Origin of the sequence: Paenibacillus sp. FSL H8-0457 (genome assembly GCF_038051935.1) — a bacterium.
Lineage (GTDB): Bacteria > Bacillota > Bacilli > Paenibacillales > Paenibacillaceae > Paenibacillus_AQ > Paenibacillus_AQ lautus_A.
On record NZ_CP150293.1, the window covers coordinates 6,935,376 to 6,955,694 of the forward strand.

Annotated in this window: 22 protein-coding genes; 8 read left to right on the forward strand and 14 right to left on the reverse strand. The window is 53.2% G+C overall.

Annotation, left to right across the window (positions count from 1 at the left end):
* Positions 1–14: 14 nt before the first annotated feature.
* The 6 genes from MHI43_RS31295 to MHI43_RS31320 form a co-directional block, all read right to left on the reverse strand.
* The gene (locus MHI43_RS31295) at positions 15–446 is read right to left on the reverse strand and encodes a hypothetical protein (RefSeq protein WP_235201607.1); all 432 of its coding nucleotides are present in this window, start codon (positions 444–446) and stop codon (positions 15–17) included.
* Positions 447–547: 101 nt separating this feature from the next.
* Positions 548–1,609: an LLM class flavin-dependent oxidoreductase gene (locus MHI43_RS31300; RefSeq protein WP_015737991.1), complete on the reverse strand. Its 1,062-nt coding sequence runs from the start codon at positions 1,607–1,609 to the stop codon at positions 548–550.
* Between the two features lie 259 nt (positions 1,610–1,868).
* On the reverse strand, positions 1,869–2,378 hold the full coding sequence (locus tag MHI43_RS31305) for an SRPBCC domain-containing protein (RefSeq protein WP_015737992.1): 510 nt from the start codon (positions 2,376–2,378) through the stop codon (positions 1,869–1,871).
* Positions 2,379–2,407: 29 nt separating this feature from the next.
* Entirely contained in the window at positions 2,408–2,737 is a 330-nt protein-coding gene (locus MHI43_RS31310; protein ID WP_015737993.1) for a metalloregulator ArsR/SmtB family transcription factor, read from the reverse strand.
* On the reverse strand, positions 2,728–2,946 hold the full coding sequence (locus MHI43_RS31315; RefSeq protein WP_036659452.1) for a hypothetical protein: 219 nt from the start codon (positions 2,944–2,946) through the stop codon (positions 2,728–2,730). The genes MHI43_RS31310 and MHI43_RS31315 overlap by 10 nt, the downstream gene beginning before the upstream one ends.
* A 61-nt stretch (positions 2,947–3,007) precedes the next feature.
* A complete protein-coding gene (locus MHI43_RS31320) occupies positions 3,008–3,364 on the reverse strand; it encodes a nucleotide excision repair endonuclease (RefSeq protein WP_015737994.1) in 357 nt (118 codons plus the stop codon).
* A gap of 160 nt (positions 3,365–3,524) precedes the next feature.
* Between MHI43_RS31320 and MHI43_RS31325 the strand changes: the two genes are divergently transcribed.
* Positions 3,525–3,836, forward strand: a complete 312-nt coding sequence (locus MHI43_RS31325; protein WP_015737995.1) for a hypothetical protein — start codon at positions 3,525–3,527, stop codon at positions 3,834–3,836.
* Positions 3,837–4,493: 657 nt separating this feature from the next.
* Positions 4,494–5,699 (forward strand): MFS transporter, encoded by a 1,206-nt coding sequence (locus MHI43_RS31330; protein ID WP_036659455.1) that lies wholly within the window; start codon positions 4,494–4,496, stop codon positions 5,697–5,699.
* A gap of 121 nt (positions 5,700–5,820) precedes the next feature.
* Here the strand turns inward: MHI43_RS31330 and greA are convergent, their stop codons facing one another.
* The 5 genes from greA to MHI43_RS31355 all read right to left on the reverse strand — a co-directional run bounded on the left by greA (position 5,821) and on the right by MHI43_RS31355 (position 11,735).
* Positions 5,821–6,297 (reverse strand): transcription elongation factor GreA, encoded by a 477-nt coding sequence (greA, locus tag MHI43_RS31335; RefSeq protein ID WP_036659602.1) that lies wholly within the window; start codon positions 6,295–6,297, stop codon positions 5,821–5,823.
* Positions 6,298–6,536: 239 nt separating this feature from the next.
* Entirely contained in the window at positions 6,537–7,706 is a 1,170-nt protein-coding gene (locus tag MHI43_RS31340; protein ID WP_015737998.1) for a mannitol-1-phosphate 5-dehydrogenase, read from the reverse strand.
* The gene (locus tag MHI43_RS31345; protein ID WP_009591149.1) at positions 7,703–8,143 is read right to left on the reverse strand and encodes a PTS sugar transporter subunit IIA; all 441 of its coding nucleotides are present in this window, start codon (positions 8,141–8,143) and stop codon (positions 7,703–7,705) included. The genes MHI43_RS31340 and MHI43_RS31345 overlap by 4 nt, the downstream gene beginning before the upstream one ends.
* A 16-nt stretch (positions 8,144–8,159) precedes the next feature.
* Positions 8,160–10,229, reverse strand: a complete 2,070-nt coding sequence (locus tag MHI43_RS31350; protein WP_036659457.1) for a BglG family transcription antiterminator — start codon at positions 10,227–10,229, stop codon at positions 8,160–8,162.
* 72 nt (positions 10,230–10,301) lie between these two features.
* Positions 10,302–11,735 carry a PTS mannitol transporter subunit IICB gene (locus tag MHI43_RS31355; RefSeq protein ID WP_015738000.1) on the reverse strand — a complete coding sequence of 478 codons (1,434 nt, stop codon included), beginning with the start codon at positions 11,733–11,735 and terminating at the stop codon, positions 10,302–10,304.
* Positions 11,736–12,104: 369 nt separating this feature from the next.
* Between MHI43_RS31355 and MHI43_RS31360 the strand changes: the two genes are divergently transcribed.
* Positions 12,105–12,563, forward strand: coding sequence for a hypothetical protein (locus MHI43_RS31360; protein WP_015738001.1), 459 nt, complete (start codon positions 12,105–12,107; stop codon positions 12,561–12,563).
* A 102-nt stretch (positions 12,564–12,665) separates the two neighbouring features.
* Positions 12,666–12,932 (forward strand): hypothetical protein, encoded by a 267-nt coding sequence (locus MHI43_RS31365; protein WP_015738002.1) that lies wholly within the window; start codon positions 12,666–12,668, stop codon positions 12,930–12,932.
* Between the two features lie 106 nt (positions 12,933–13,038).
* Here MHI43_RS31365 and MHI43_RS31370 read toward each other — a convergent pair whose 3' ends face one another.
* The 3 genes from MHI43_RS31370 to MHI43_RS31380 form a co-directional block, all read right to left on the reverse strand.
* Positions 13,039–14,007, reverse strand: coding sequence for a glycoside hydrolase family 9 protein (locus MHI43_RS31370; RefSeq protein ID WP_261979484.1), 969 nt, complete (start codon positions 14,005–14,007; stop codon positions 13,039–13,041).
* Complete coding sequence (locus tag MHI43_RS31375) at positions 13,997–14,668, reverse strand: glycoside hydrolase family 9 protein (protein WP_261979485.1); 672 nt, start codon at positions 14,666–14,668, stop codon at positions 13,997–13,999. Before MHI43_RS31375 ends, MHI43_RS31370 begins: the two co-directional genes overlap by 11 nt.
* Before the next feature lie 194 nt (positions 14,669–14,862).
* The gene (locus MHI43_RS31380; RefSeq protein WP_015738003.1) at positions 14,863–15,552 is read right to left on the reverse strand and encodes an FHA domain-containing protein; all 690 of its coding nucleotides are present in this window, start codon (positions 15,550–15,552) and stop codon (positions 14,863–14,865) included.
* A 203-nt stretch (positions 15,553–15,755) separates the two neighbouring features.
* Between MHI43_RS31380 and MHI43_RS31385 the strand changes: the two genes are divergently transcribed.
* The 4 genes from MHI43_RS31385 to MHI43_RS31400 all read left to right on the forward strand — a co-directional run bounded on the left by MHI43_RS31385 (position 15,756) and on the right by MHI43_RS31400 (position 20,319).
* Entirely contained in the window at positions 15,756–16,742 is a 987-nt protein-coding gene (locus MHI43_RS31385; protein WP_036659458.1) for a glycerophosphodiester phosphodiesterase family protein, read from the forward strand.
* A gap of 225 nt (positions 16,743–16,967) precedes the next feature.
* Positions 16,968–17,708 (forward strand): hypothetical protein, encoded by a 741-nt coding sequence (locus tag MHI43_RS31390; protein WP_015738005.1) that lies wholly within the window; start codon positions 16,968–16,970, stop codon positions 17,706–17,708.
* A gap of 41 nt (positions 17,709–17,749) precedes the next feature.
* Positions 17,750–19,030 (forward strand): polysaccharide deacetylase family protein, encoded by a 1,281-nt coding sequence (locus MHI43_RS31395; RefSeq protein ID WP_036659459.1) that lies wholly within the window; start codon positions 17,750–17,752, stop codon positions 19,028–19,030.
* Positions 19,031–19,212: 182 nt separating this feature from the next.
* Complete coding sequence (locus tag MHI43_RS31400) at positions 19,213–20,319, forward strand: glycosyl hydrolase family 8 (RefSeq protein ID WP_036659460.1); 1,107 nt, start codon at positions 19,213–19,215, stop codon at positions 20,317–20,319.

Sequence of the window (20,319 nt, forward strand, 5' to 3'; positions counted from 1 at the left end):
TCTTTTCTTGAACCTTAAACCGAGCCGGCCGGATGATTACGCAGAACCTTCCGCTCGATCCCGGCGTAGATCAAGCCGATTACCCCAAACAGAAAGACTGCGGTGCTGACATGTAGTTCATATTCCTGTATGAATCGATCATCATAGCTTTCGTAGAACAGCACTGTCCCGACCGCAGCCCACATCACGGCATACAGCAGGGCATACAGGATGAGTGAAGCTCTGACCCATCGAATCATGCCCATGAACCACGATAAAGGGAGCACGATCACCGGGTATAGAAGCGAGGATATGAGAATCGGAATGATCATCAGAACAAAACCCGCATTACGAAGGCCGAAATATTCCGTCGTCGTGATCTTGTATCCTTCGATATACTCCAAGCCTACGACAGCACCGGTAAACAGAAACATAAAGACGAACCACAACACAAAATATCTGGCCACCCGCAAGATGTACACCGCCCCGCCCGTTTATGTCATAGACGAACTCGTGCCGGAAAAAGTTACATGCGTCTTCATTTCATATCGTCAAAAAGTAAGTCTGCTTACTCCGCAGGCTCCCCAGCGGCTTCCCAGCGGTCGATTTCCTTGCGAACCCGAGGGGCGACTTCGGTTCCCAGCAGTTCGATGGCTCTCATGACTTCGTCGTGAGGCATCGTTCCCACAGGCACATGCAGCATAAAGCGGGTAATGCCCACATGCTTGCGCAGGTGAATGATCTTCTCGGCCACCGTCTCAGGATCCCCTACATACAGCGCACCTTCGAAGCTGCGGGCCGCATCGAATCTTGCCCGGTCATAGTACCCCCAGCCCCGCTCCCGTCCCAGCACGTTCATGCTGGCTTGGGTCGAAGGGAAGAACTTGTCCGCTGCCAGCTCGGTTTCTTCCGCAATGAATCCGTGGGAATGCGAGCCGATCGGCAGCTTTGACACATCATGCCCGGCATGAGCTGCCGCTTCTTTATACAGCTTGACCAGCGGCGCAAACTGCAGGGGACTGCCGCCGATAATCGCCAGCACCAGCGGGAGGCCGAGCAGGCCTGCGCGCACAACCGATTCCGAATTGCCCCCGCTTCCGATCCACACCGGCAGCGGATTCTGAACCGGACGCGGATAGACGCCCAAGTTATGGATCGCCGGGCGATGCTCGCCCTGCCAGGTGACTTTTTCCGACTCTCGGATTTTGAGCAGCAGCTCCAGCTTCTCCTCGAACAGCTCGTCATAATGACTCAGATCATAGCCGAATAACGGGAACGATTCGATGAACGAACCCCTGCCGGCCATAATCTCCGCGCGTCCGTTCGAAATCGCGTCCAAGGTGGCAAAATCCTGAAAGACCCGTACCGGATCCGCGGAAGACAGCACCGTCACCGCGCTGGTCAGCCGAATCCACTTCGTCTGCGACGCAGCCGCGGCAAGAACGACCGCAGGCGAAGACGCCGCATAATCCTTGCGATGATGCTCCCCTACGCCATACACATCCAATCCCACCTGATCGGCCAGGACGATTTCCTCAACCACCTCGCGCAGCCGCTGCGCATGGCTCATCACTTCGCCGGTCTTCACATCCGGCCACGTCTCCACGAACGAGCTAACCCCAATTTCCATTATGTTTTCCTCCTATTATCCTTTGCCGCGGTCAGAACCGCAGGCAAAGGTTATCGATGCTTTCCGCCTAGGGCAGTCCGTATCGTTAATCATCTTGCAATTATCTTTATATTGAACTTTTGGTTCGGATTTTTCAAGTTACAAGTTAACTGATAACGTGAAATCGGTGGATTCGATTCATATGGAATCCAAAAATGGCCGGGATCCATACGGATTCCGGCCATTCTTTTTGCCTTTTAACCATGCATTTGAAATGGGCTTATTGTTTCGATGCCAAGTATTCCTCCAAGCGATCCCAGGTTTGGGTAATGCCTTCTTCCATTCCCATATCCAATACCGTTTGGAGCGCTTCAGCGGATTCATATACCCCTCGATTGACCAGCTTGGTCTTTCCATCCACTTCCTCAAACGTCATCGTCACCGTGGTTGCGGGCATGCCCTCCGCAATATTGCCTTCCGCATCCGAGAAATAGTCGATGTAGACGATTTTCTCCGGCTCCTCAATTTCCTGGTAGACCGATTTCCCCCAGGATTCCATGCCGTAGAAATCCCCTTGATTCTGATCCATGCACTTCATGCAGTAATGCCATTGGCCGCCGGGACGGAAATCCATGTCGGATACGGTTACGTCCCATCCGCGAGGCCCCCACCACTGCTTCAGATGCTCTCCATCAGAGAACACCTTGAATACCAGCTCTCTTGGTGCATTAAATACGCGCTCCAGTACGATCACTTGACCTTCTACCCGTGTAATCATTTTGCTTGTCATTATATATTCCTCCTCGAATTAGATGGTGCTTACTCCTGTTTCTTCATATCCGATTGCAGCTTCTCCAAGTAATCATCCAAGTTGTCATACCGTTCGTTCCATATGCGGCGGTAATTATCGAGCCAACGGTCCAATTCCTGAAACGGCTCCGACCGCAGCATGTAATTCCGTCGGTTCGCATCCGCCCTTACCTCGACCAGTCCGGCATCCAGCAGCACCTTCAAATGCTTCGAGGCTTGAGGCTGCCGAATGTCGAGACGTTCGGCGATTTCCCCTACCGTAAGCGGTCCCTTCTGCAGGAGATTCACGATACGAAAACGGCTTGGTTCGGCTAGTGCGTTAAATGTGGTCAGTTCCATCTTGTCGTGATGACTGGTACAGACCCGCTGTTATAGCGTTTACGGTGATTGTCTGTTCTCTCTGTTCCCGTCACCATCATCACCTCTTTTTTCGGCTTCTTTTTTGCTGCCGTTCTTCTTGTTTCGAATATACCACAAAGGGAATATTCCTGTAAAGGAATATTTAGATTTTTTTTCAATTTATTTTTATCACAGCGCAAAAAAAGCAACAAACGCGGCTCCTTACCTGACCTCGCTTATTGCTCCTCTTCGCTTTACCGTTCGTATTCCTTATCGAAAGAACACCTTGTCCACATTGTATTTGGCCTTGAATTCATTAATGATATAGGTTTCATATATCTCTCTATGCACGGCGTCTTCAATGACGCAAACCTCGATGCTCGTCACCTCATTCCGATGCTCCTTGATCGGGGAGACGCTATCTTCAAAATGCTTCTTGATCCGCGGTCTCAGCTTTCTAGCTTTGCCAACGAACAGAAGCTCCTCCTTGCTGTTGTAGAACATGAAAATCCCGCCCCGGTCTCTCGGAATCAGGTGGAAATCCGTAAATCCGTAAATATGGCTCAGTTCCGGAGCATCCTGCTTGGTTATGGTGACGTCCGGCTTGGGGATGGTTATATCGATCACGACTAACGTTCACTTCCTCTATTCATGTATTGATCTAAATCGTATCACTGATCGGCTTATTTGCCCATGCAGAAAATTCCGCAGCCATTATCACCCCTCTCTGGGCGTTCGCATAGGATGGGACTATGTATGACTAATTCACGATGGGGGTCTTTTCCATATGAGCATTCAATATCCCGGACACCAGGAACAAACCTTATATCAAGCCGAACCCAGCATGAAGCACAACATCAAATCGGTTCGCGATCATATCCACCAACTATGCAAACGGCATGCGAATCAGCTAGTTCGCGTCGAAACGCTTGACGGCGATGTTTTCGAAGGGACTATTATGCATTGCGAAAAAGGGATTCTGTACTTGAGCATGCCCGGATACGGAAACCAGCGCGGCTTCGGTCCCAGTTACTATAACAATGTCATCCTGCCACTTGTCCTCTTCGAACTGCTTGTCATCACCTTGCTTTACATCTAGAAGAAGGGCTTACATTGTTACTCGGCAAGCCTCCCGCGCACTTCAAACCTAATAACCCGATTAAGGAGTGAATCCATTATGGCATTTATGCCGCCGCAAGGACCCCAGGGACCGATGCAAGGGCCCTCATCCCCGCCTCCAACATCTGTCCCCCAACAGCCTATGGCCAGTACCTTCGCAGTTGATCCAGGAGCGATTAGGGGCTGTTTGTTCAGAAATACCTATATTTGGCCGACACGTGGACCCGGCTTCTGGTTTTACCCGACTTTTGTTGGCCGAACCTCGGTTGCCGGCTTCCGATGGACGGGATGGATGTGGGTATATTCAGGGCTCGACTTAAGAAGTATCGAGTCGTTCACCTGTTTCTGATGCTATTATATCAAGAGGAATGGATCAATCCGCTCCCACAGGCCACCTCAATAGCGCCTGCTTACGGGAAGAGTGCCCACAAGGGCGCTCTTCAGCTCTTACGTGACGGACAAGCTCTCCTGTTCATGGAGAGTCTGCCTTAACAGGGTGCCCATGTTTCCCAAAAATAAAGTTCTTGATTATCAGCCAGCTACGTTAAATAATATGTAACAGTCCCTCTTTAAAACCCATAATGGAGATTGGGATTATATCTTTAACATACAGAGCAGAAAGGTTGACTTGAACACCATGGATATTTCGCAACACGCCACTGGGAAAAAAAGCGGCAAAGAACCCTTTCCCATCTCTATACTGTCTCTCACCGTGGGTGCATTTGCCATAGGCATGACGGAGTTTGTCATTATGGGGATTCTCCCCAATGTGGCCGATGATCTGAATGTCAGCATCGCGTCTGCCGGGCAGCTGATTACGATGTATGCCCTCGGGGTAGCCGTAGGAGCCCCTATTCTGACCGTCCTTACTAACCAAATTCCGCAGAAAAAGCTGTTACTGCTGCTCATGGGCCTGTTCATCCTGGGCAACGGCATCTCGGTCTTCGCTCCGAACTATGCCGTTCTGATGGGTGCACGGATGTTGACCGCGCTGACGCACGGGACCTTCTTTGGCGTGGGCGCTGTCATCGCATCCAATCTGGTGCGGCCGGACAAGCGTGCCGGAGCGGTGTCCATCATGATGGCAGGATTAACGATAGCCAATATCATCGGGGTTCCGATCGGTACCTTCATCGGCCAAACGATGGGCTGGCGCGCTTCATTCGGCGCGATTGCCATCATGGGCGTGTTGGCATTGATCGGCATCCTGATCTTCATACCGAAGATACGGCAGGAGCAAGCGACAAGCATCGTTCAGCAGATCACGGCCATCATTAGACCCCAGCTTCTTCTCTTCCTGCTGATTGGCGCGCTTGGCAATGCCGGCCTGTTCGCCGTCTTCACTTATATCGCGCCCCTGCTGATTGAGATCACGGGCTTTGCGGAACCCAGCGTCACCTGGATTCTGATCCTGTTCGGTATCGGCGTGACCGTCGGCAACATCGTGGGCGGCAGGCTGGCGGACTGGAAACTGCTCCCCTCCATCCTGGGCGTTTACTTTGCGACGGCCGTCATTCTGACCATCCTCACGGTGACCATCCATCACCCGGTCACGGCTGTGCTGACCATCGTGCTGTGGGGAGCCGCCTCTTTCGCCGTTATGCCGGGAATGCAGGTGCGCGTGATGAGTCTGGCCCAATCTGCTCCTGCACTGGCCTCCACAGCAACCCATTCCGCGGGCAATCTCGGAAATGCGGCGGGCGCTTTTATCGGGGGATTGGTCATTACGCATTTAAGCTTAACGGCCCTGCCTTGGGTGGGCGCCGGATTGGTAGGGCTCGCCTTCATTCTGGGAACAGCCTGCTATATGTATGAGCGCAAGGCCGTGATGGCTAATGCTTAAAGGGCTCCAACAGGCATGAAAAGCCGATCCCTTAACCGGGACGAGCATAAGAAAGGCGTAACCGGACATGTGGCACCCGGTTACGCCTTTTGCATCTATATATTCGTTGATCCATCGGCGATTACAGCGCCTTGATCTCCAGCAATTCGTACTTCACGATGCCCATCGGCGCTTCCACGTGGACTTTATCGCCTACCGCTTTGCCCATCAGCGCTTTGCCGAGCGGGCTTTCATAAGAAACTTTATTGTTCGACACGTCGGCTTCAGCCGGGCCGACCACCTGATATTCAAGCCTCTCCGAAAACTCGATGTCGTTCAGGACCACGTTCGAACCGACATTCACCGTAGTCGAGCTTATATCCTTAGCGTCGACGATCCGGGCGTTGTTAAGCGTTTTTTCCAGGATGATGATGCGCGTTTCCATAAATGCCTGGTCGTTCTTGGCCGAATGGTACTCGCTGTTCTCCTTCAAGTCACCATAGCTGATCGCGAGCTTGATCCGTTCCGCTAATTCTTTGCGTTTTACATACTTGAGATCGTCAAGTTCCTCCTGGAGTTTATCGTAGCCCTCCTGGGTCAAGATCAGTTCTTCTGCCATGCTCATCACATCCATTTTGTAGTTTCTTACTTCTAGTGTACTCTTTATTTCGAAAATAAGCGAAAATTTTCTGAAATATTATGGATGGAATATTTGGTATTTAATACCTAATGATAGTTTCAACCGATCAGCGCCAACGAAGCGAACACATTCTGAAGCATGTGGAACTGCCCGCTATGCATAAAGCCCCTGATATCTCCGCGAGGAGGATCAGGGGCTTATCATTATATTTCCAGTGATTATGCATTCGCTTCGAGCTCGGCCTTCAAGACCTCATACTGCTCCATTACTTCACCCATGATGGGATGCTCTCCGGCAATGCCGGTATATTGGGAAGCCGTGTCGCTTACGCCAATATCCCGAACGGAGGCTTGGAGCTCAACGCTTTCCGGATCTTCCGGAACATCGAACAGCAGGGCCGCCGCCATGGATTTCGCCAGGCTCTTATATGCGAGTCCGCTCTCGAAAGCCAGCATGGCCGGCGACACCAGGCGATCGCCCGGGGACAGCTTCCGGATTGGGGAGCGGCCAACGCGGGACACCTCGTCGGTCAGCGCGGGATTGCGGAACCGCTCCAGGATCGTGTCAATATATGCTTGGTGCTCGGAAGGATCGAAGGCGTGCTTGTGTATGAGCGCAGCTCCCGTTTCCTCGAGCACCGCGCGGACATGGCCTGCCACCGCCTCGTCCTTCATGGCGTCCTGGATCGTTTCATAGCCTTTCAGAAAGCCTACATACGCAGCCGAGCAGTGTCCGGTATTCACCGTGAACAGCTTGCGTTCAATGTACGGCTCCAGGCGGTCCACGTAGTGAATGCCTTCAACGGAGACATAATCCTCAAACATCTGCGAGCGATCCACAGCCCACTCATAGAACGGCTCCACCACGACTTTCAGACGGTCCTCATGCTGCTGCAGCGGCACGATCCGGTCTACGGCTGCATCCGGGAAAGCCACGAGCCGGTCAGCCTTACGCTTCGTCTCGTCATCAAGCTTCCCATAGACATGCTCTTTCAGCTGCGAGCTGCCGCCGATGGCGTTCTCGCATGCAATAATATGAAGCGGCGATGCCGAGTCCGTTTGCAGCCGAAGCTTCAGCCCCTCGGCAATGGTGCCGGCGATAAATTTCAAGATGTTGACGCCGACCGCCGTCGTGACGAGATCCGCTTCCGCTACCGCACGCGCGGCAGCTTCCGGTTCCGAGGCGCTATTGAGAGCGGTGATGCCTTTGACCACCGTGGTCTCCTGCCCTTCGCTGGCCAGGGTTACGGGATACTCCCCGCGCGCCTTCAGCTCTGATACCAGCTCTTCGTTTACGTCGACAAAACAAACCTCATAACCGGCCTGCGACAACAAGAGCCCTATAAAACCGCGTCCGATGTTGCCCGCTCCGAAATGGACTGCCTTCATGCGCCCATTCCTCCCTCGAAGATGGCCAGAATCTCCTCCTCGCTGGAAGCATTCATGACCTTCTCGATGCTCTCGTCATCCGTGAAAATCATGGCCACATTCGTCAGAATCTCCATATGGTCGCCGCCGGCAGCCGCGATGCCAATGACGATGAACGCCGGCTCGTCTCCGCCAAAATCCACGCCTTCCGGGAAGCGGACGATCGACAATCCCGTGGAGATGACCATGCCTTTCGCTTCTTTCGTGCCATGGGGAATCGCAAGTCCCCCGCCCATGTAAGTGGACGCAATTTCTTCGCGTTCCAGCATTTTATCCACGTAATCGGCCGATACATGGCCTGCCTGCACAAGCAGATTCCCGGCCATGCGGATGGCTTCGCTCTTGCTGTCAGCCTTTGCGTTCAGTACGACTTTATCTTTGGACAGTATGTTATTCATGTTAGTCTCCCTCTTTCTATGGTCTGTGATTGAAAAAATGCTGCAGCTCTTCCGCCAAATAGGATCGAATCTCTTCCTCGCCGCCCCGCTCCATCAGCTCGATCAGCTCGGAGCGAAGCAGCATGGCGCTGATTTCGCTGAGCACCTCCAGACTCTCCTTCGGAAGCTGCTTCGGTGCCAGCATCAGCAGAATGACGCCCGCCTGGGCCCCATCCTCAAGCGGCGCTTGATGCGCCAGCCTGAACAGGGACAGCGAAGGCCAGGTGATATAGCGGCTTCGCGTATGGAATAAAGCCAGCGTCGTGTCGGGAATAAGCTGGGTACCCATCCTTTCGCGTTCAAGCAGGCGCTCCTTCACCATCTCCGCATCACGGACAGCCCCTTGCTCATATACCTTAACCAAAGCCTCGTTCAAAGTGCCCTGCAAATCATTCTGAAGATTATCCAGATGGTAGACATGGAAGCCGTCCAGAAGCGATACGATTTCGTTCATCAGGGCGGCCTGCATGCGGAGCCGCTCGAAAGATGCAGCTTTACGATCTTCCTCGATTCGGCTGACGGCAGCCCTGCTGCTGGCCGGTTCGAAGGATGTGCTCTGGATGAATCGAAGCAGCGCCTCTTTATCATCCGCCGTCAGCAGCGGGCTTAGTCTTACATATCGATCCTTCGGCAGCGGCAGATCAATGGTCGATATGATGAGATCATATTGCTCCTTCGGGATCCGCGCCGCTTCATACCACGATACGTTGCCGAGCACCTCGATCTGCGGCATCTCCTTATTCAGCCTTGTCCCGAGAAGCCTTGAGGAGCTGAGTCCGCTGGAGCATACCAGGATGGCCTTCAGATGGTGTTCCGGCTGGTTCAGCCGTTCGCTCGATGCTCCGAAATGCATAACCAGAAACCCGATTTCTTCATCCGGGATGCTTAAATCCAGCTTCAGCTCGTCGACCGAGCGCCGGACGATCCCGAACAATTCCTCATAATCCTTCCGAATCGGACTGAGCAGCGGGTTTCGGATCCGGGTCCCTTCCCGAATCCGTTTCAGTGCAGCCCCGATGTGCTCCACCAGACCTGCCCGCAGCGTGCGGTCCTCCTGGAACGGAATGCCGGTGCGCCCCTGAACCCGTTCGATCAGGCGATGGGCGATCTCCACCATTTCCACGTCCGCATGAACCAGTTCGCTGACCTCGGACATGTTCTTCGCCGCCTCAAACAATTGGGCGATATAGATCATTTCAGATTCGCGGAAATTCATTTCCAGTGTCTCGCCGAGGCGACCCACAAAATCTCCCGCCTCCTCGACGGAAACAGGGGAAGGAGGGTACCCGGCGATATCGGCAGCTTCCATGCCCCGTCCCCGCTTGATCCTGTTTACGGAAACCGATAACGCGATCAGCGTCGAAGTGTAGGCACTCTCGCTAAGATCCTCCGTCCAATCCCAATTCATATCCCACAAGGTTTTCTCTACATCCAGCAAAGCCGGTTTATCGATCATGGACAGCAGCCGGGCCGTCACCGGTTCCCGCGTGTCGCTGTATCCGTCACCGACAAGATCGGAATAATCCAGATATTCCTCGGCGAGCCTGCCAATCGCCCTTCGCCTTACGCCTTCCGCGCCGTCGATTTCGATGCCGTAGCCCCGGCGCCGTATGAGTTTCAGGTTAAACCGCTTCATCCACGGCTCCAGTTCATCCAGATCATTGCTCACAGTCGGAACGGTAACCTTCAAACTATGGGCCAAAGCAAACAATTTGATAGGCTCATCCGCCTCAAGCAAAGCGCACAGCATGAGGATTTTGCGTTCTTCCACGGAATAATCGGCCGGCTTCCCCGCAAGCAGGGATCGTCGCAGCAGGGACAACCCCTCGGGCTTCTCTTCTTCCAGCCGGATGCCCGTTCCCGACTTTTTGAGAAGCACAACGCCCGTACCTTGCAGGTCCTTCTCGATCTCCTCCATTTCCCGGTGAACCGTCCTGACGCTGACCCCAACGTCAGCGGCTATTTCTGCAGCCGTCATGCCATCGGTCCTGCTCATGAGGAGCAGAAGGATTTGTCGCTGGCGGGCAGTAATGTGTCCCAGATCCATGGCTCCCTTCTTCATGAAATGGAGACAACGCCGGCGTAAATACGCCAGCGTGTCATATGGTTCAAGCTTATGTTAGTCTTTGAGTCGTTCCACCAGCTCGTCATATCTCGGACTCTTCAGGAAGTTGTCGATCGAGATATGCTCGGCATTCGGATTCTTGGCGATGGCCCGCTCGGTGAGAGTCTTCTGGGTAATGACGATATCCGCGTCATCCGGTATTTCGCTTACCGCCGAGTTCACAACGGTAATGTTGACGCCTGCTTGCTGAAGTTTCTTACGCAATACCGAGGCGCCCATCGCGCTGGAACCCATGCCGGCATCGCAAGCGAACACGATTTTGTTCACGTTGTCTTTGTCCAGATTAGCCACAGCCGCAGAAGCTGGGGCAACTTGGTCGTTCATGCCGCCGGTTTTCATTTCTTTCATCTTGGCGGATGCTTCTTCCAAATTCGGCTCTTCTTCTGTTTGTTTACCCGTTTTGAGCAGCAATGCCGCAATCACGAAGGAAACGACCGTTGCAGCAAGGACACCGGCCAGCACCGGAACCAGGCCGCCCTTAGGCGCCATGGCGAAATAAGCAAGGATACTGCCTGGCGACGCAGGTCCCACGAGTCCCGCTCCAAGAATCTGGAAGGTGAAGGTTCCGGCCACGCCGCCCGCAATAGCGGCCAGGATGAGGACCGGCTTCATCAAAATATAAGGGAAGTAGATCTCATGGATACCGCCCAGGAAGTGAATCACAACCGCCCCCGGCGCGGAGGATCTGGCAGAACCGCGTCCAAAGAACCAAAAGGCGAGAAGAATGCCCAGCCCGGGTCCCGGATTGGATTCCAGCATATACAGGACGGATTGGCCGATCCGAGCCGATTCCTCTGTAGCGAGAGGACTGAAAATCCCGTGGTTAATCGCATTGTTGAGGAATAATACCTTCGCCGGTTCAATGATAATGTTGACCAGCGGCAGAAGGTTGGCATCGACCAGTACGTCAACGCCGGCTGAAAGAACTTTGGTAATGCCCTGCACAAGGGGACCAATTCCGGTGTAGGCCAGCAGCGTCAGCGCACCGCCGATAATCCCCAGCGAGAAGTTGTTCACCAGCATCTCGAAGCCGGATTTGATTTTGCCGTCGATCAGCTTGTCGAACTGCTTTAATACCCATGCAGCCAGAGGGCCGACAATCATGGCGCCAAGGAACATCGGAATACTTGCACCGACGATAACGCCGACCGTGGCAACCGCACCGATAACCGCACCTCGTTTGCCGTGGATCATCTGTCCGCCCGTATAACCGATCAAGAGCGGAAGCAGATACTTGATCATCGGGTCAACCAGAGCTCCCAACTTCTCGTTCGGGAACCAGCCGGTCGGGATGAACAGAGCCGTAATCAGGCCCCAAGCGATAAACGCGCCGATATTCGGCATCACCATGCCGCTAAGGAGCCGGCCGAGCTGCTGAACCCTTACGCGAATGCCTTTGGAAGCGTTTGTATTTGTCTCGTTGGACATCGTACTGACCTCCTAGTCATATTTGAAAATAAAGCTGAATGTTGTAGTGTTGCTTTCATCTGACACCTCTATGTTAAGTCAGCCCGGCAAAAGGCTCAACGAAAGGAAAAGCGGGTTTCGTCAAGAATATTGTTGACAAATTTTAAATGGATCATGTCATCATTATGAAAATGCAGTCCTGACGCGGTTTCATTCGTAGAACAAGCCCGCTCCTTGATCCTGTATATTCCAAGTTTCAAGCCGAAGCGGCGTAATTTCACGGATTGCGTATACCCTCGTCATAAGTTCACAACATGCCTTCGGTAAACTAAAACCATCTCGGCTAACATCGGGAATCTAAAATTCAAGGTTACGGAGGTAAATTGCGAGATGAACATACAAAGAAGAAATAACAACGGCTTGCCGATGCTCTCAATCATACTTCTGGCATTGCTCGGCGTTCCCCGCGTCATTGCCCACGATTTGCAATGGGTCGATCCCCACGGGATCATCAATCGGCTGCTTGTCTTCATTCCCCCGATCGTCTGGATACTCTATGTACTCCGCAAGCGGCATCACGTTCAACACCCTTTTCTGCCCTTAATGGCCGTCGGAGCCGTCTATGGGCTGTTTCTTGGCATCACGCATCAGCTGTTATGGAATATGGCCTTCGAAACGCCGCCGGCTCTAGGGGGCAACCTGGCCGACCTCCCTGCAGCAGCCAACAGCTTTTTGACCAGAACCTTCGCCTTCATCAGCAGCATCGTGACCGGTACCGTCGTCGGCATCGTCTGCGGCATTGCTGCCACGGTGCTTCATCCGCTGGTGAAGGGGAAATTAAGAGGCTAGCATCCAAACCTATCATCTGCAGCTGCATAGAATAGATAGGAAATGATGCAGCGACAGCACGGTCATTTCCCACGTTGGCCATGAATGGAGGGAGCGTACACCATGAGAACAACGCAATCGGATCGAATGGAAAATCAAGTTTACTCCAACCGCGTCTTGAGATCGGAGTTTGACGGCAACTGGAGAACCGTGCTTTCGAAAAGCGGTTATGTCGTTTATATCGCTACTTCGAACCATGCCAAAGTCGAGGTGCTGCTGGCAGGCGGACTAACCAAGCTGCTGGTGTTTAGAAGAGGAGGAAAAGTTCTGGTTGGCGGGGGCGGAACAAGCCATTACAGCAAGCCTCACCGAGCGATCACGATAAATTAAGCCCATGCTTTACTCGACTCTTTGGAGATGGAAGAATCCTCAGTCCATTACAAAAAAAGAAACGTCAAGAATCTCTCGGCGTTTCTTTTTCTATGTAATGCTCTTTCTATACAAAATGAGAAAGTACGAACACGGCCGGCGAGTTCCAATAAATAGCCACCTCATTGGTGGAATAGCTCTCCATCACATCGGCAAAAGAGGCTGCGGGCGCCCTGCCGGCCAAGTGCTCACGCGCATAATCGTCGTGAAGCCCCTTGTTCGGACCGCCGGAGACGAGGCCCGGAACCGGCTCCTCCACGTCGTCGCCTTCGGAAGGACGGTGATGGGGATGCCGGATCGGCCTCGCCCCATATCCGGTAACATAACTTGTCCCCATCACGTTCGCCCCGAATACATAGTGCACATGCTCGTGCACATGCCGCTCAAAGTCCTCGGACCCCGACAGTCTTCCCGCCACCAACAGGAGCATCGCGTGGTTCATGACCAGCATATTGCTGCCCCAGATATATTGATCCGGCAGAAGCGAGAGGCCATAGCCGTCCCGATCGCTGACAGCAGCAAGCTCACCCGCACGCCGCAGCAGGCCCGCCATCAATTCTTGCGCCAGCTCGGGCTCTTCTTCCTGCTCCGACATCAGATAGGCAAACGTCCCGTAACCGCCCATGTCCGCCCATCCCAGCTCGTACTTTCCGAAAGAGTCCTGCATGGCTAAAGCTTGGAAAGCCTCATGATATGGCGTCTCCCCCGTTGTACGGTATAACTCTGCCGCTGCCCAGTACCGTTCGTCCGCATCCTGGCCGTCGCCATATTCGCCTGTAGCAATATCAGCCGGATTGCGGAAGCCCGGCTCGTCGGGATGCTCCTCCAGCCATGCCCAAGCCCGAACCGCTGCCTTCAGGCAGCTCGCGGCGAAGGCTTCATCATAGGGAGAATAGATCCGTGCCGACATGGCCATGATACCAGCAAAACAGCCGGTTGCCGTTGCCGAGATCGGCGACAAGTACAGCGGGGCCGTATCGTCCTCCGGCATGACGTCTCCCGCCGGAAACTGCCGCGTCGTGAGCTTATGGAACACGCCCCCCCGATTCCTCATCCTGCATGCGCTGCAGCCAGTCCAGCTCATACCGGCATTCATGCAGCACATCCGGCATGCGGCCGTCGCTTTCCGGCAGCGGCAGCGGCTGGGCAAACGCTTCGGGGTACAGCTCGAAGGCCAGCAGCAAGTCGGCGGCGGCTTTGGCGCCAGGCACGACGTACTTGCCATAATCCCCGGCATCATGCCATCCTCCGCAAGCATCCACCCGCCGCGATTCATGTCCATGAACGATGGCCTGCGTGAGATGGCAGGCTTCATGTTTCCAAGGCCCCGCATGCGGCTCATCCAAAGCCGTCCCGCACCGGAAATAATAAAACGCTTTCAATATTGCTCGGTGGGCATCCTCATATACATCGTCGGCAATGACAAAAGGTACCGACGACTGCCCAGCCTCCGTCTCGATTCGATAGGTACCGGGTGCTTCCCATGCCGTAAAATCCCCTCTGCTTACCGTCTGCCCGCTGGACGCATCCTCTATGGCAGGCGCCGTCTGCCCCTGCCATACGACCTCGCCGTTTCGCGCATTGACGATGCGAAACCGTCCGCCCTGACCGGCAATGACGGCAATCTTGGCGTCCCGGCCCCGATAACCTAGCTGGTTAACGGCAATGCCGTTTTGCTGCACGTGCTCCATATTCATCTGCTCTGCACATCCCCTTCGATTGTCGTTTCATTCGAAACTTCCATGCTATAACAGTTCGCTGGGGCCTGCCATTTCCCTCTCACCGCCATCGAATTTGTCCTGTTCATGCAAGCAAGCCCTTCCTGCATGGAGGAAGGGCCTGCCGTTTGTATGGTTCCTTAGATTTCATTGCGTTTTTGTTTTTGCGATCGTCATTCAGCCGTCGACTGCAAAATATAGCCTTTTCCCCGGATGCTCTCAATGGCCAAAATATCCCTCGTCTTCTTGCGGACCCGGTAGATCAGCGCATTCAGCTCCTCCGAGCTCACATCGGGCACTTCGTCCGTCCCGTAGCTTCGCTCGGGCCAAACGTATGCCTTGAGCTGCTCCTTGGACACGAACTGTCCTTGGTGATTGACGAGCAGCTCCATGCACTTGTACTCTTTTTCCGAAAAAACGTACACGTCCTCGCCGTATACCAGCTCCTGCTTGAAAGGATTCAGCTTAAGCCCGCCGGAGCCCTCAACCGCCGCCAGCTGCTTGATCAGCGGGGTAATGTCCATCGTCTCATCCATGCTGAGGATGGAGAAGGACAGCACGATCAGATCTCCTGCAAGCACGATGGTATCTCCATGCTGAAGGGGTATTTCATCATGGGGAGCCAGCCGTGCCTGATTAACGAAGGTGCCATGCTTGCTGTTCAGATCCTTGATGCTGAACTTCCCGTTTCGATGCAGCAGCGCCGCATGCCGCCGGGACACAAAAATATTGTCAAACGCGATATCCGGATCAAAATGCTGGCCCTTGCGGCCAAGCACCGTGATCGGTTTGGTCAAAGCTATAACGTCCCCGCGTTCGTAGGGATTTCCCCGCTCCACCATCAAAAAGGAGGATTTGTCCATCATGCTCCCTCCTGTTCCCATATACTCGCTCATTCGTATTTGTTAGTTCGTTATTATGCAATTGTTATGTTCCAGCCATTGAGTATGCGCCCAAAATCACTAAGATTGAATAAAGAAGGATATAAATAGAGAACTTCGTTTAGAGAAAGAGAAAAATATAAATCTACTATTGCATATTGTATACGATTTTGGGGGATTGGATCATGCGAAAACTAAAAAGATGGAAGAAAATCATACTGTTTTTTGTTGTGTTGCTCGTGTTTTTGTTCGTTAACAATTCATCCCTGTTCACCAAAGACCGTGACGGCGAGCCGCTTCTGCTGGCACATCGCGGGCTTGGGCAGACCTTCACGATGGAAGGCATTGAAGCCGACACGTGTACCGCCTCCCGCATCTATGTGCCGGAGCACGCTTACCTGGAGAACACCATTCCGTCCATGAAAGCCGCCTTCGAGGCAGGCGCCGATATTGTGGAGCTGGATATCAAACCGACCAAGGACGGCCAGTTCGCCGTGTTCCATGACTGGACGCTGGAATGCCGCACCAACGTGGAGGGCTCGGTCAAGGATTATACCATGGACGAGCTGAAAAACATAGACATCGGGTACGGCTACACGGCCGACCAGGGAGCGACGTATCCTTTTCGGGGAAAGGGAGTCGGGCTGATTCCGTCGTTAGGCGAGGTGTTGGAGGCGTTCCCGGACGGCGCGTTTCTGATCCATATCAAAAGCACGGACCCTGAAGAAGGAAAACAACTGGCCGATTATCTGTCCGGTCTGCCGGTGAAGCGTCTCAGCCAGCTGACCGTTTACGGGGATGACCAGCCGATCCGCACGTTAAAATCGCAGCTCCCCTCGCTGCGCGTCATGTCCATGGATACGCTCAAGAGCTGTCTCGTATCCTACGCCGGGGCCGGCTGGAGCGGCTACCTTCCATCGGTTTGCCGCAACACCCAGCTTCATATACCGGAGAAATATGCCCGTTATTTATGGGGATGGCCGGATAAATTCCTAAACCGGATGGACAGCATCAATACGCGGGTCATCCTCGTGGCCGGGGACGGCGGCTGGTCGGAGGGCTTTGACTCCGTAGCGGATTTGGAAAGGCTGCCGGACGACTACAGCGGCGGGATTTGGACGAACCGGGTCGACGTTATCGCCCCGGAGCTGACCATAAAGAAGACGGAATAAGTCGAAGCATCGCGTTCGTTTCAATTCATGAATATAGGCGGGTCGAAAGGCCGCATAAACCGGAAGATCCGCCCTCTAAAAAGCCCCCTCTCGCTTGCGGGGCTTTTTTTTATTTTCATAGGGTCAAAGGGCAAAGTTTTTAGGGTGTTTTTACCGATGACTATTAATAGGGTCTTTTATCCTAAATTCATGCTGCATTCATTGAAATATATAGGAGTTGATATTTTGGCCAGGGAAACAGAAAAAAAGGGAATGGCCTGGTTTAAGAATGCCCGCTCGAACCAGAACCAACCCGAGAAGAACAGTGCCGAACACCAGGAAATTGCCGTAACCGTCGAAGAAGAGCCGGCATATTCCGCGGAGCCTGAACTGCCCGCCGCGGAGAGCAGCAAGCATCTTTTCTCCAAGGACAACCAGGACAAAATCGGCCTCGACGTCATCGTTTCGATCGAGAACATGCTGAAGGAGCGGCAATTGCTGTCCTATAAGAACAAGGGCCTGGAGGATCAGCTATTTACCGCCAACGAGACGATCAACCGGTATAAGCACGAACAGATCAAGCGCGATCAGCTGGTCCAGGAGAAGAACAAGGAAATCCGCGAGCTCGAGAACGTGCTGACCAACAAACAGATGAGTTACGACCAGCTGTTGGAGGATTACAAGGAATACCAGCTGACATCGAACCTGGCGTACGAGAAGCTCTCCAACCAGCTGGAGACCGAAACCGCCAAGTACAACAAGCTCTACGAAGAGTCTAACAACACCCAATATCAGAGCATGCTCAAGATCAACGCGCTTGAAGAGAAGGTGCGCGAGCTGGAGATTGCAAACCAGAAGTATGCGGAGCAGTACCAGAACATTCTGGACGATAAAGCCAAATTGATGCAGACCATCAATGATTTTACCGAGAAGATGTCCTTCTCCTTCTCACCAAAAACATCGGCTCCCAACACACCATCGGAATAAGCATAATCACTGCATGAACATCTAGAGAAAGGAGGGCCGTCATGTCTGACTCCTATGGAAAAGTCATTGAGCTGCTGGCGATCGAGAGGGATACCGAGGCTTTTGCTCTGCGAATCAAGCTATCCTTATCGGAATCGGCGGAGCTGTTGTGGTTAACCGATCATGAAACCATAGCGAATATAGCGACCGTATCGGAATTTGACGGGGTTCACAAATACCGGTTATCTTTACATACAACATGGGATGCCATCCAACACAAATACATAGGCTCCATTACGCGTACATATCGTGACCATGGCGAGCGATTTTCATTTGCTTGCTCCGTTCACTTCAGGAACGAATTAGAGGCGATCAAGGCTATCCGGCATTTGGACGTTGTATCTACCCTGCCCTTCCTGTCTGCGCCTCCATCCGAACCGGGTCTGGCCGAAGAGGTACAGACCGATGGAAATCTAAACACCACGCACTCTGCAAGAAAGCGGCATCGGCTTCCGCTTAAGCTGGCAAGCGCAACCTTAATGAGCTTGATTTTTGTGGTATTGCTAAGTTCATTTAATTACTCGTACCCGAGTGACATCGGGCATGAAGCTGCGATAACCGCCGCAGCGGAGGTTGAAACGGTCATCCAATTGCTTGCCGAGAACCGGAATGCGATGATCGCCAAACCTGTAGCCGCCTCCGTGGAGAAGGAAGCGGATAGCAAACCGAGGAAGGAGATCAAGACTTCGGCTGCCGTTCCACAGCTGGAGCTTAAGGATTTCATCTCCTACAGCATCCCTAAAGGGTATGTCGCCCTTACGTTCGATGACGGGCCATCCAAGCACTCCATGGATATCATGAACGTCTTGAAGAAACACGAGGTTGGCGGGACGTTCTTCTTTGTCGGCACCAATGTGAAAAAACATCCGGACTACGTCAAGGCCATCCATGCCAACGGATACTCCGTCGGCAGCCACTCGATGACCCATAGCCAGATGCCAAGCCTTACTTATGAAGAACAAAAGGCGGAATTGACCCGCGCGGCCGATCTCATTGAGCATATTACCGATGAGAAGCTGGTGCTCTTCCGTCCGCCTTACGGTGCCTTTGATGACCGGACCGAGGCGTTAAGCCGCCAGCAAGGCAATAAAGTGGTGCTCTGGAACCGGGATCCCGAGGATTGGCTGACTCGCGACGAGGATAAAATCCTGGATTATGTCCAGCACATCGAAGCTTCCGGCTCCATTATTCTCCTCCATGAATCCCAGGCGGTCGTGGATGCGTTACCGAAGATCATTAAGAGCCTGCAGGATCAAGGACTAACCATCGTCAGTCTGCAATAATCGCTATACGCTTATACAAGAAAGGCTGTACCTTTGATGACTTGGAGCTTCCAACATCAGGTACAGCCTTTTTTAGGGAAGTATAACCGTTCCTACAGCCAGGGGGCTATTTCACCGCCGCCCAGTCTTCCTTAAAGGCTTTAACCTGTTGAATATCGAAATAGTATGGTCGAGGTGAACCTATGACAAACCGGATTTCAACGCGCAAGAAAGCCATTCTTGCGATCATCGTCGTTCTTGCCCTTGCCGGCATCGTCCTCATAGCCTGCTGGATCATCCAGAACAAGGAGAATCCTGATTTGACCGCAGCGTTCATTGAAGAGCATATGACAAACGATAACGGTACCATTGCCACCTATCTTAAACCCGCTGCTTCCGAGAATCCGGACATCGTTGCCGGTCGGGAAGCGTTATCCGAATCGCTCGGGCTTTGGATGCAGACTGCCGTGGTATCCGGCAATCGAGCCCGGTTCGACGACAGCGTCCAGCTTCTTACCACCTATTTTCTTAATCAGGAGCAAGAGCCTTATATCCAATGGAAGCTCAGACCGGACGGTCAATCCGAGGTCACAACCAATGCGCTGGGCGATGATCTGCGAATCCTCGATGCCCTGCTGAAGGCGTTCGATCGCTGGGGCGAGGAAGAATACCTTCAATTGGCAAAAAGGATCGGGTCTGCACTCCTTGCGATTCAAACCGAAGGTTACCTCGTCGATTATCATGATTTTGCACGGGATGAATCCGCCGCCGCGTTAAGCCTGGTCTACGTTGACTTATCAGCACTGCGCGAAATGCATGATAACGGAATCCTACCCTCCCAGGATTATAAACGATATCAAAACCTGCTCGCTCATATGCCTTCGGACGGCGTTTTCTATCCCAAAACCTATCACATCGGCTCCGGCCAATATGAGTACGACGCATCGGTCAATCTGATCGACCAATTGATCGTTGGCGTCCATCTCGCCGAGATGAATCATCCGCCGACAGATCTTATAGCGTTCCTGAAGGGAGAATTCCGCCAGCATCAGCGGCTGGCAGGCCGCTACACCCGTGAAAGCCGCAAACCGGACGCGGACTACGAGTCGCCTGCCGTTTACGGTCTGGCCATCATTCTGGCGCTGCAAACCAATGACCTCCCTTGGGCGCAGCAGCTGCATGAACGCATGCTCCAATTCCGGGATCAGGATCCCGCTTATCCGGGAGGATACGTGTTTGACGGGAATACGCATGCTTTTGATAACCTGTTTCCCTTGCTGGCCGAGACGCTGTTCGAGCAGTCCAAATGA

Bases quoted from the DNA above. Each gene is read 5' to 3' on its own strand.
- MHI43_RS31300 (WP_015737991.1), bottom strand. From the start codon at position 1,609: ATGGAAATTGGGGTTAGCTCGTTCGTGGAGACGTGGCCGGATGTGAAG.
- MHI43_RS31305 (WP_015737992.1), bottom strand. From the start codon at position 2,378: ATGACAAGCAAAATGATTACACGGGTAGAAGGTCAAGTGATCGTACTG.
- MHI43_RS31310 (WP_015737993.1), bottom strand. From the start codon at position 2,737: ATGGAACTGACCACATTTAACGCACTAGCCGAACCAAGCCGTTTTCGT.
- MHI43_RS31325 (WP_015737995.1), top strand. From the start codon at position 3,525: ATGAGCATTCAATATCCCGGACACCAGGAACAAACCTTATATCAAGCC.
- MHI43_RS31330 (WP_036659455.1), top strand. From the start codon at position 4,494: ATGGATATTTCGCAACACGCCACTGGGAAAAAAAGCGGCAAAGAACCC.
- greA (WP_036659602.1), bottom strand. From the start codon at position 6,297: ATGGCAGAAGAACTGATCTTGACCCAGGAGGGCTACGATAAACTCCAG.
- MHI43_RS31340 (WP_015737998.1), bottom strand. From the start codon at position 7,706: ATGAAGGCAGTCCATTTCGGAGCGGGCAACATCGGACGCGGTTTTATA.
- MHI43_RS31345 (WP_009591149.1), bottom strand. From the start codon at position 8,143: ATGAATAACATACTGTCCAAAGATAAAGTCGTACTGAACGCAAAGGCT.
- MHI43_RS31350 (WP_036659457.1), bottom strand. From the start codon at position 10,229: ATGGATCTGGGACACATTACTGCCCGCCAGCGACAAATCCTTCTGCTC.
- MHI43_RS31355 (WP_015738000.1), bottom strand. From the start codon at position 11,735: ATGTCCAACGAGACAAATACAAACGCTTCCAAAGGCATTCGCGTAAGG.
- MHI43_RS31360 (WP_015738001.1), top strand. From the start codon at position 12,105: ATGAACATACAAAGAAGAAATAACAACGGCTTGCCGATGCTCTCAATC.
- MHI43_RS31365 (WP_015738002.1), top strand. From the start codon at position 12,666: ATGAGAACAACGCAATCGGATCGAATGGAAAATCAAGTTTACTCCAAC.
- MHI43_RS31375 (WP_261979485.1), bottom strand. From the start codon at position 14,668: ATGAATATGGAGCACGTGCAGCAAAACGGCATTGCCGTTAACCAGCTA.
- MHI43_RS31380 (WP_015738003.1), bottom strand. From the start codon at position 15,552: ATGGACAAATCCTCCTTTTTGATGGTGGAGCGGGGAAATCCCTACGAA.
- MHI43_RS31385 (WP_036659458.1), top strand. From the start codon at position 15,756: ATGCGAAAACTAAAAAGATGGAAGAAAATCATACTGTTTTTTGTTGTG.
- MHI43_RS31395 (WP_036659459.1), top strand. From the start codon at position 17,750: ATGTCTGACTCCTATGGAAAAGTCATTGAGCTGCTGGCGATCGAGAGG.
- MHI43_RS31400 (WP_036659460.1), top strand. From the start codon at position 19,213: ATGACAAACCGGATTTCAACGCGCAAGAAAGCCATTCTTGCGATCATC.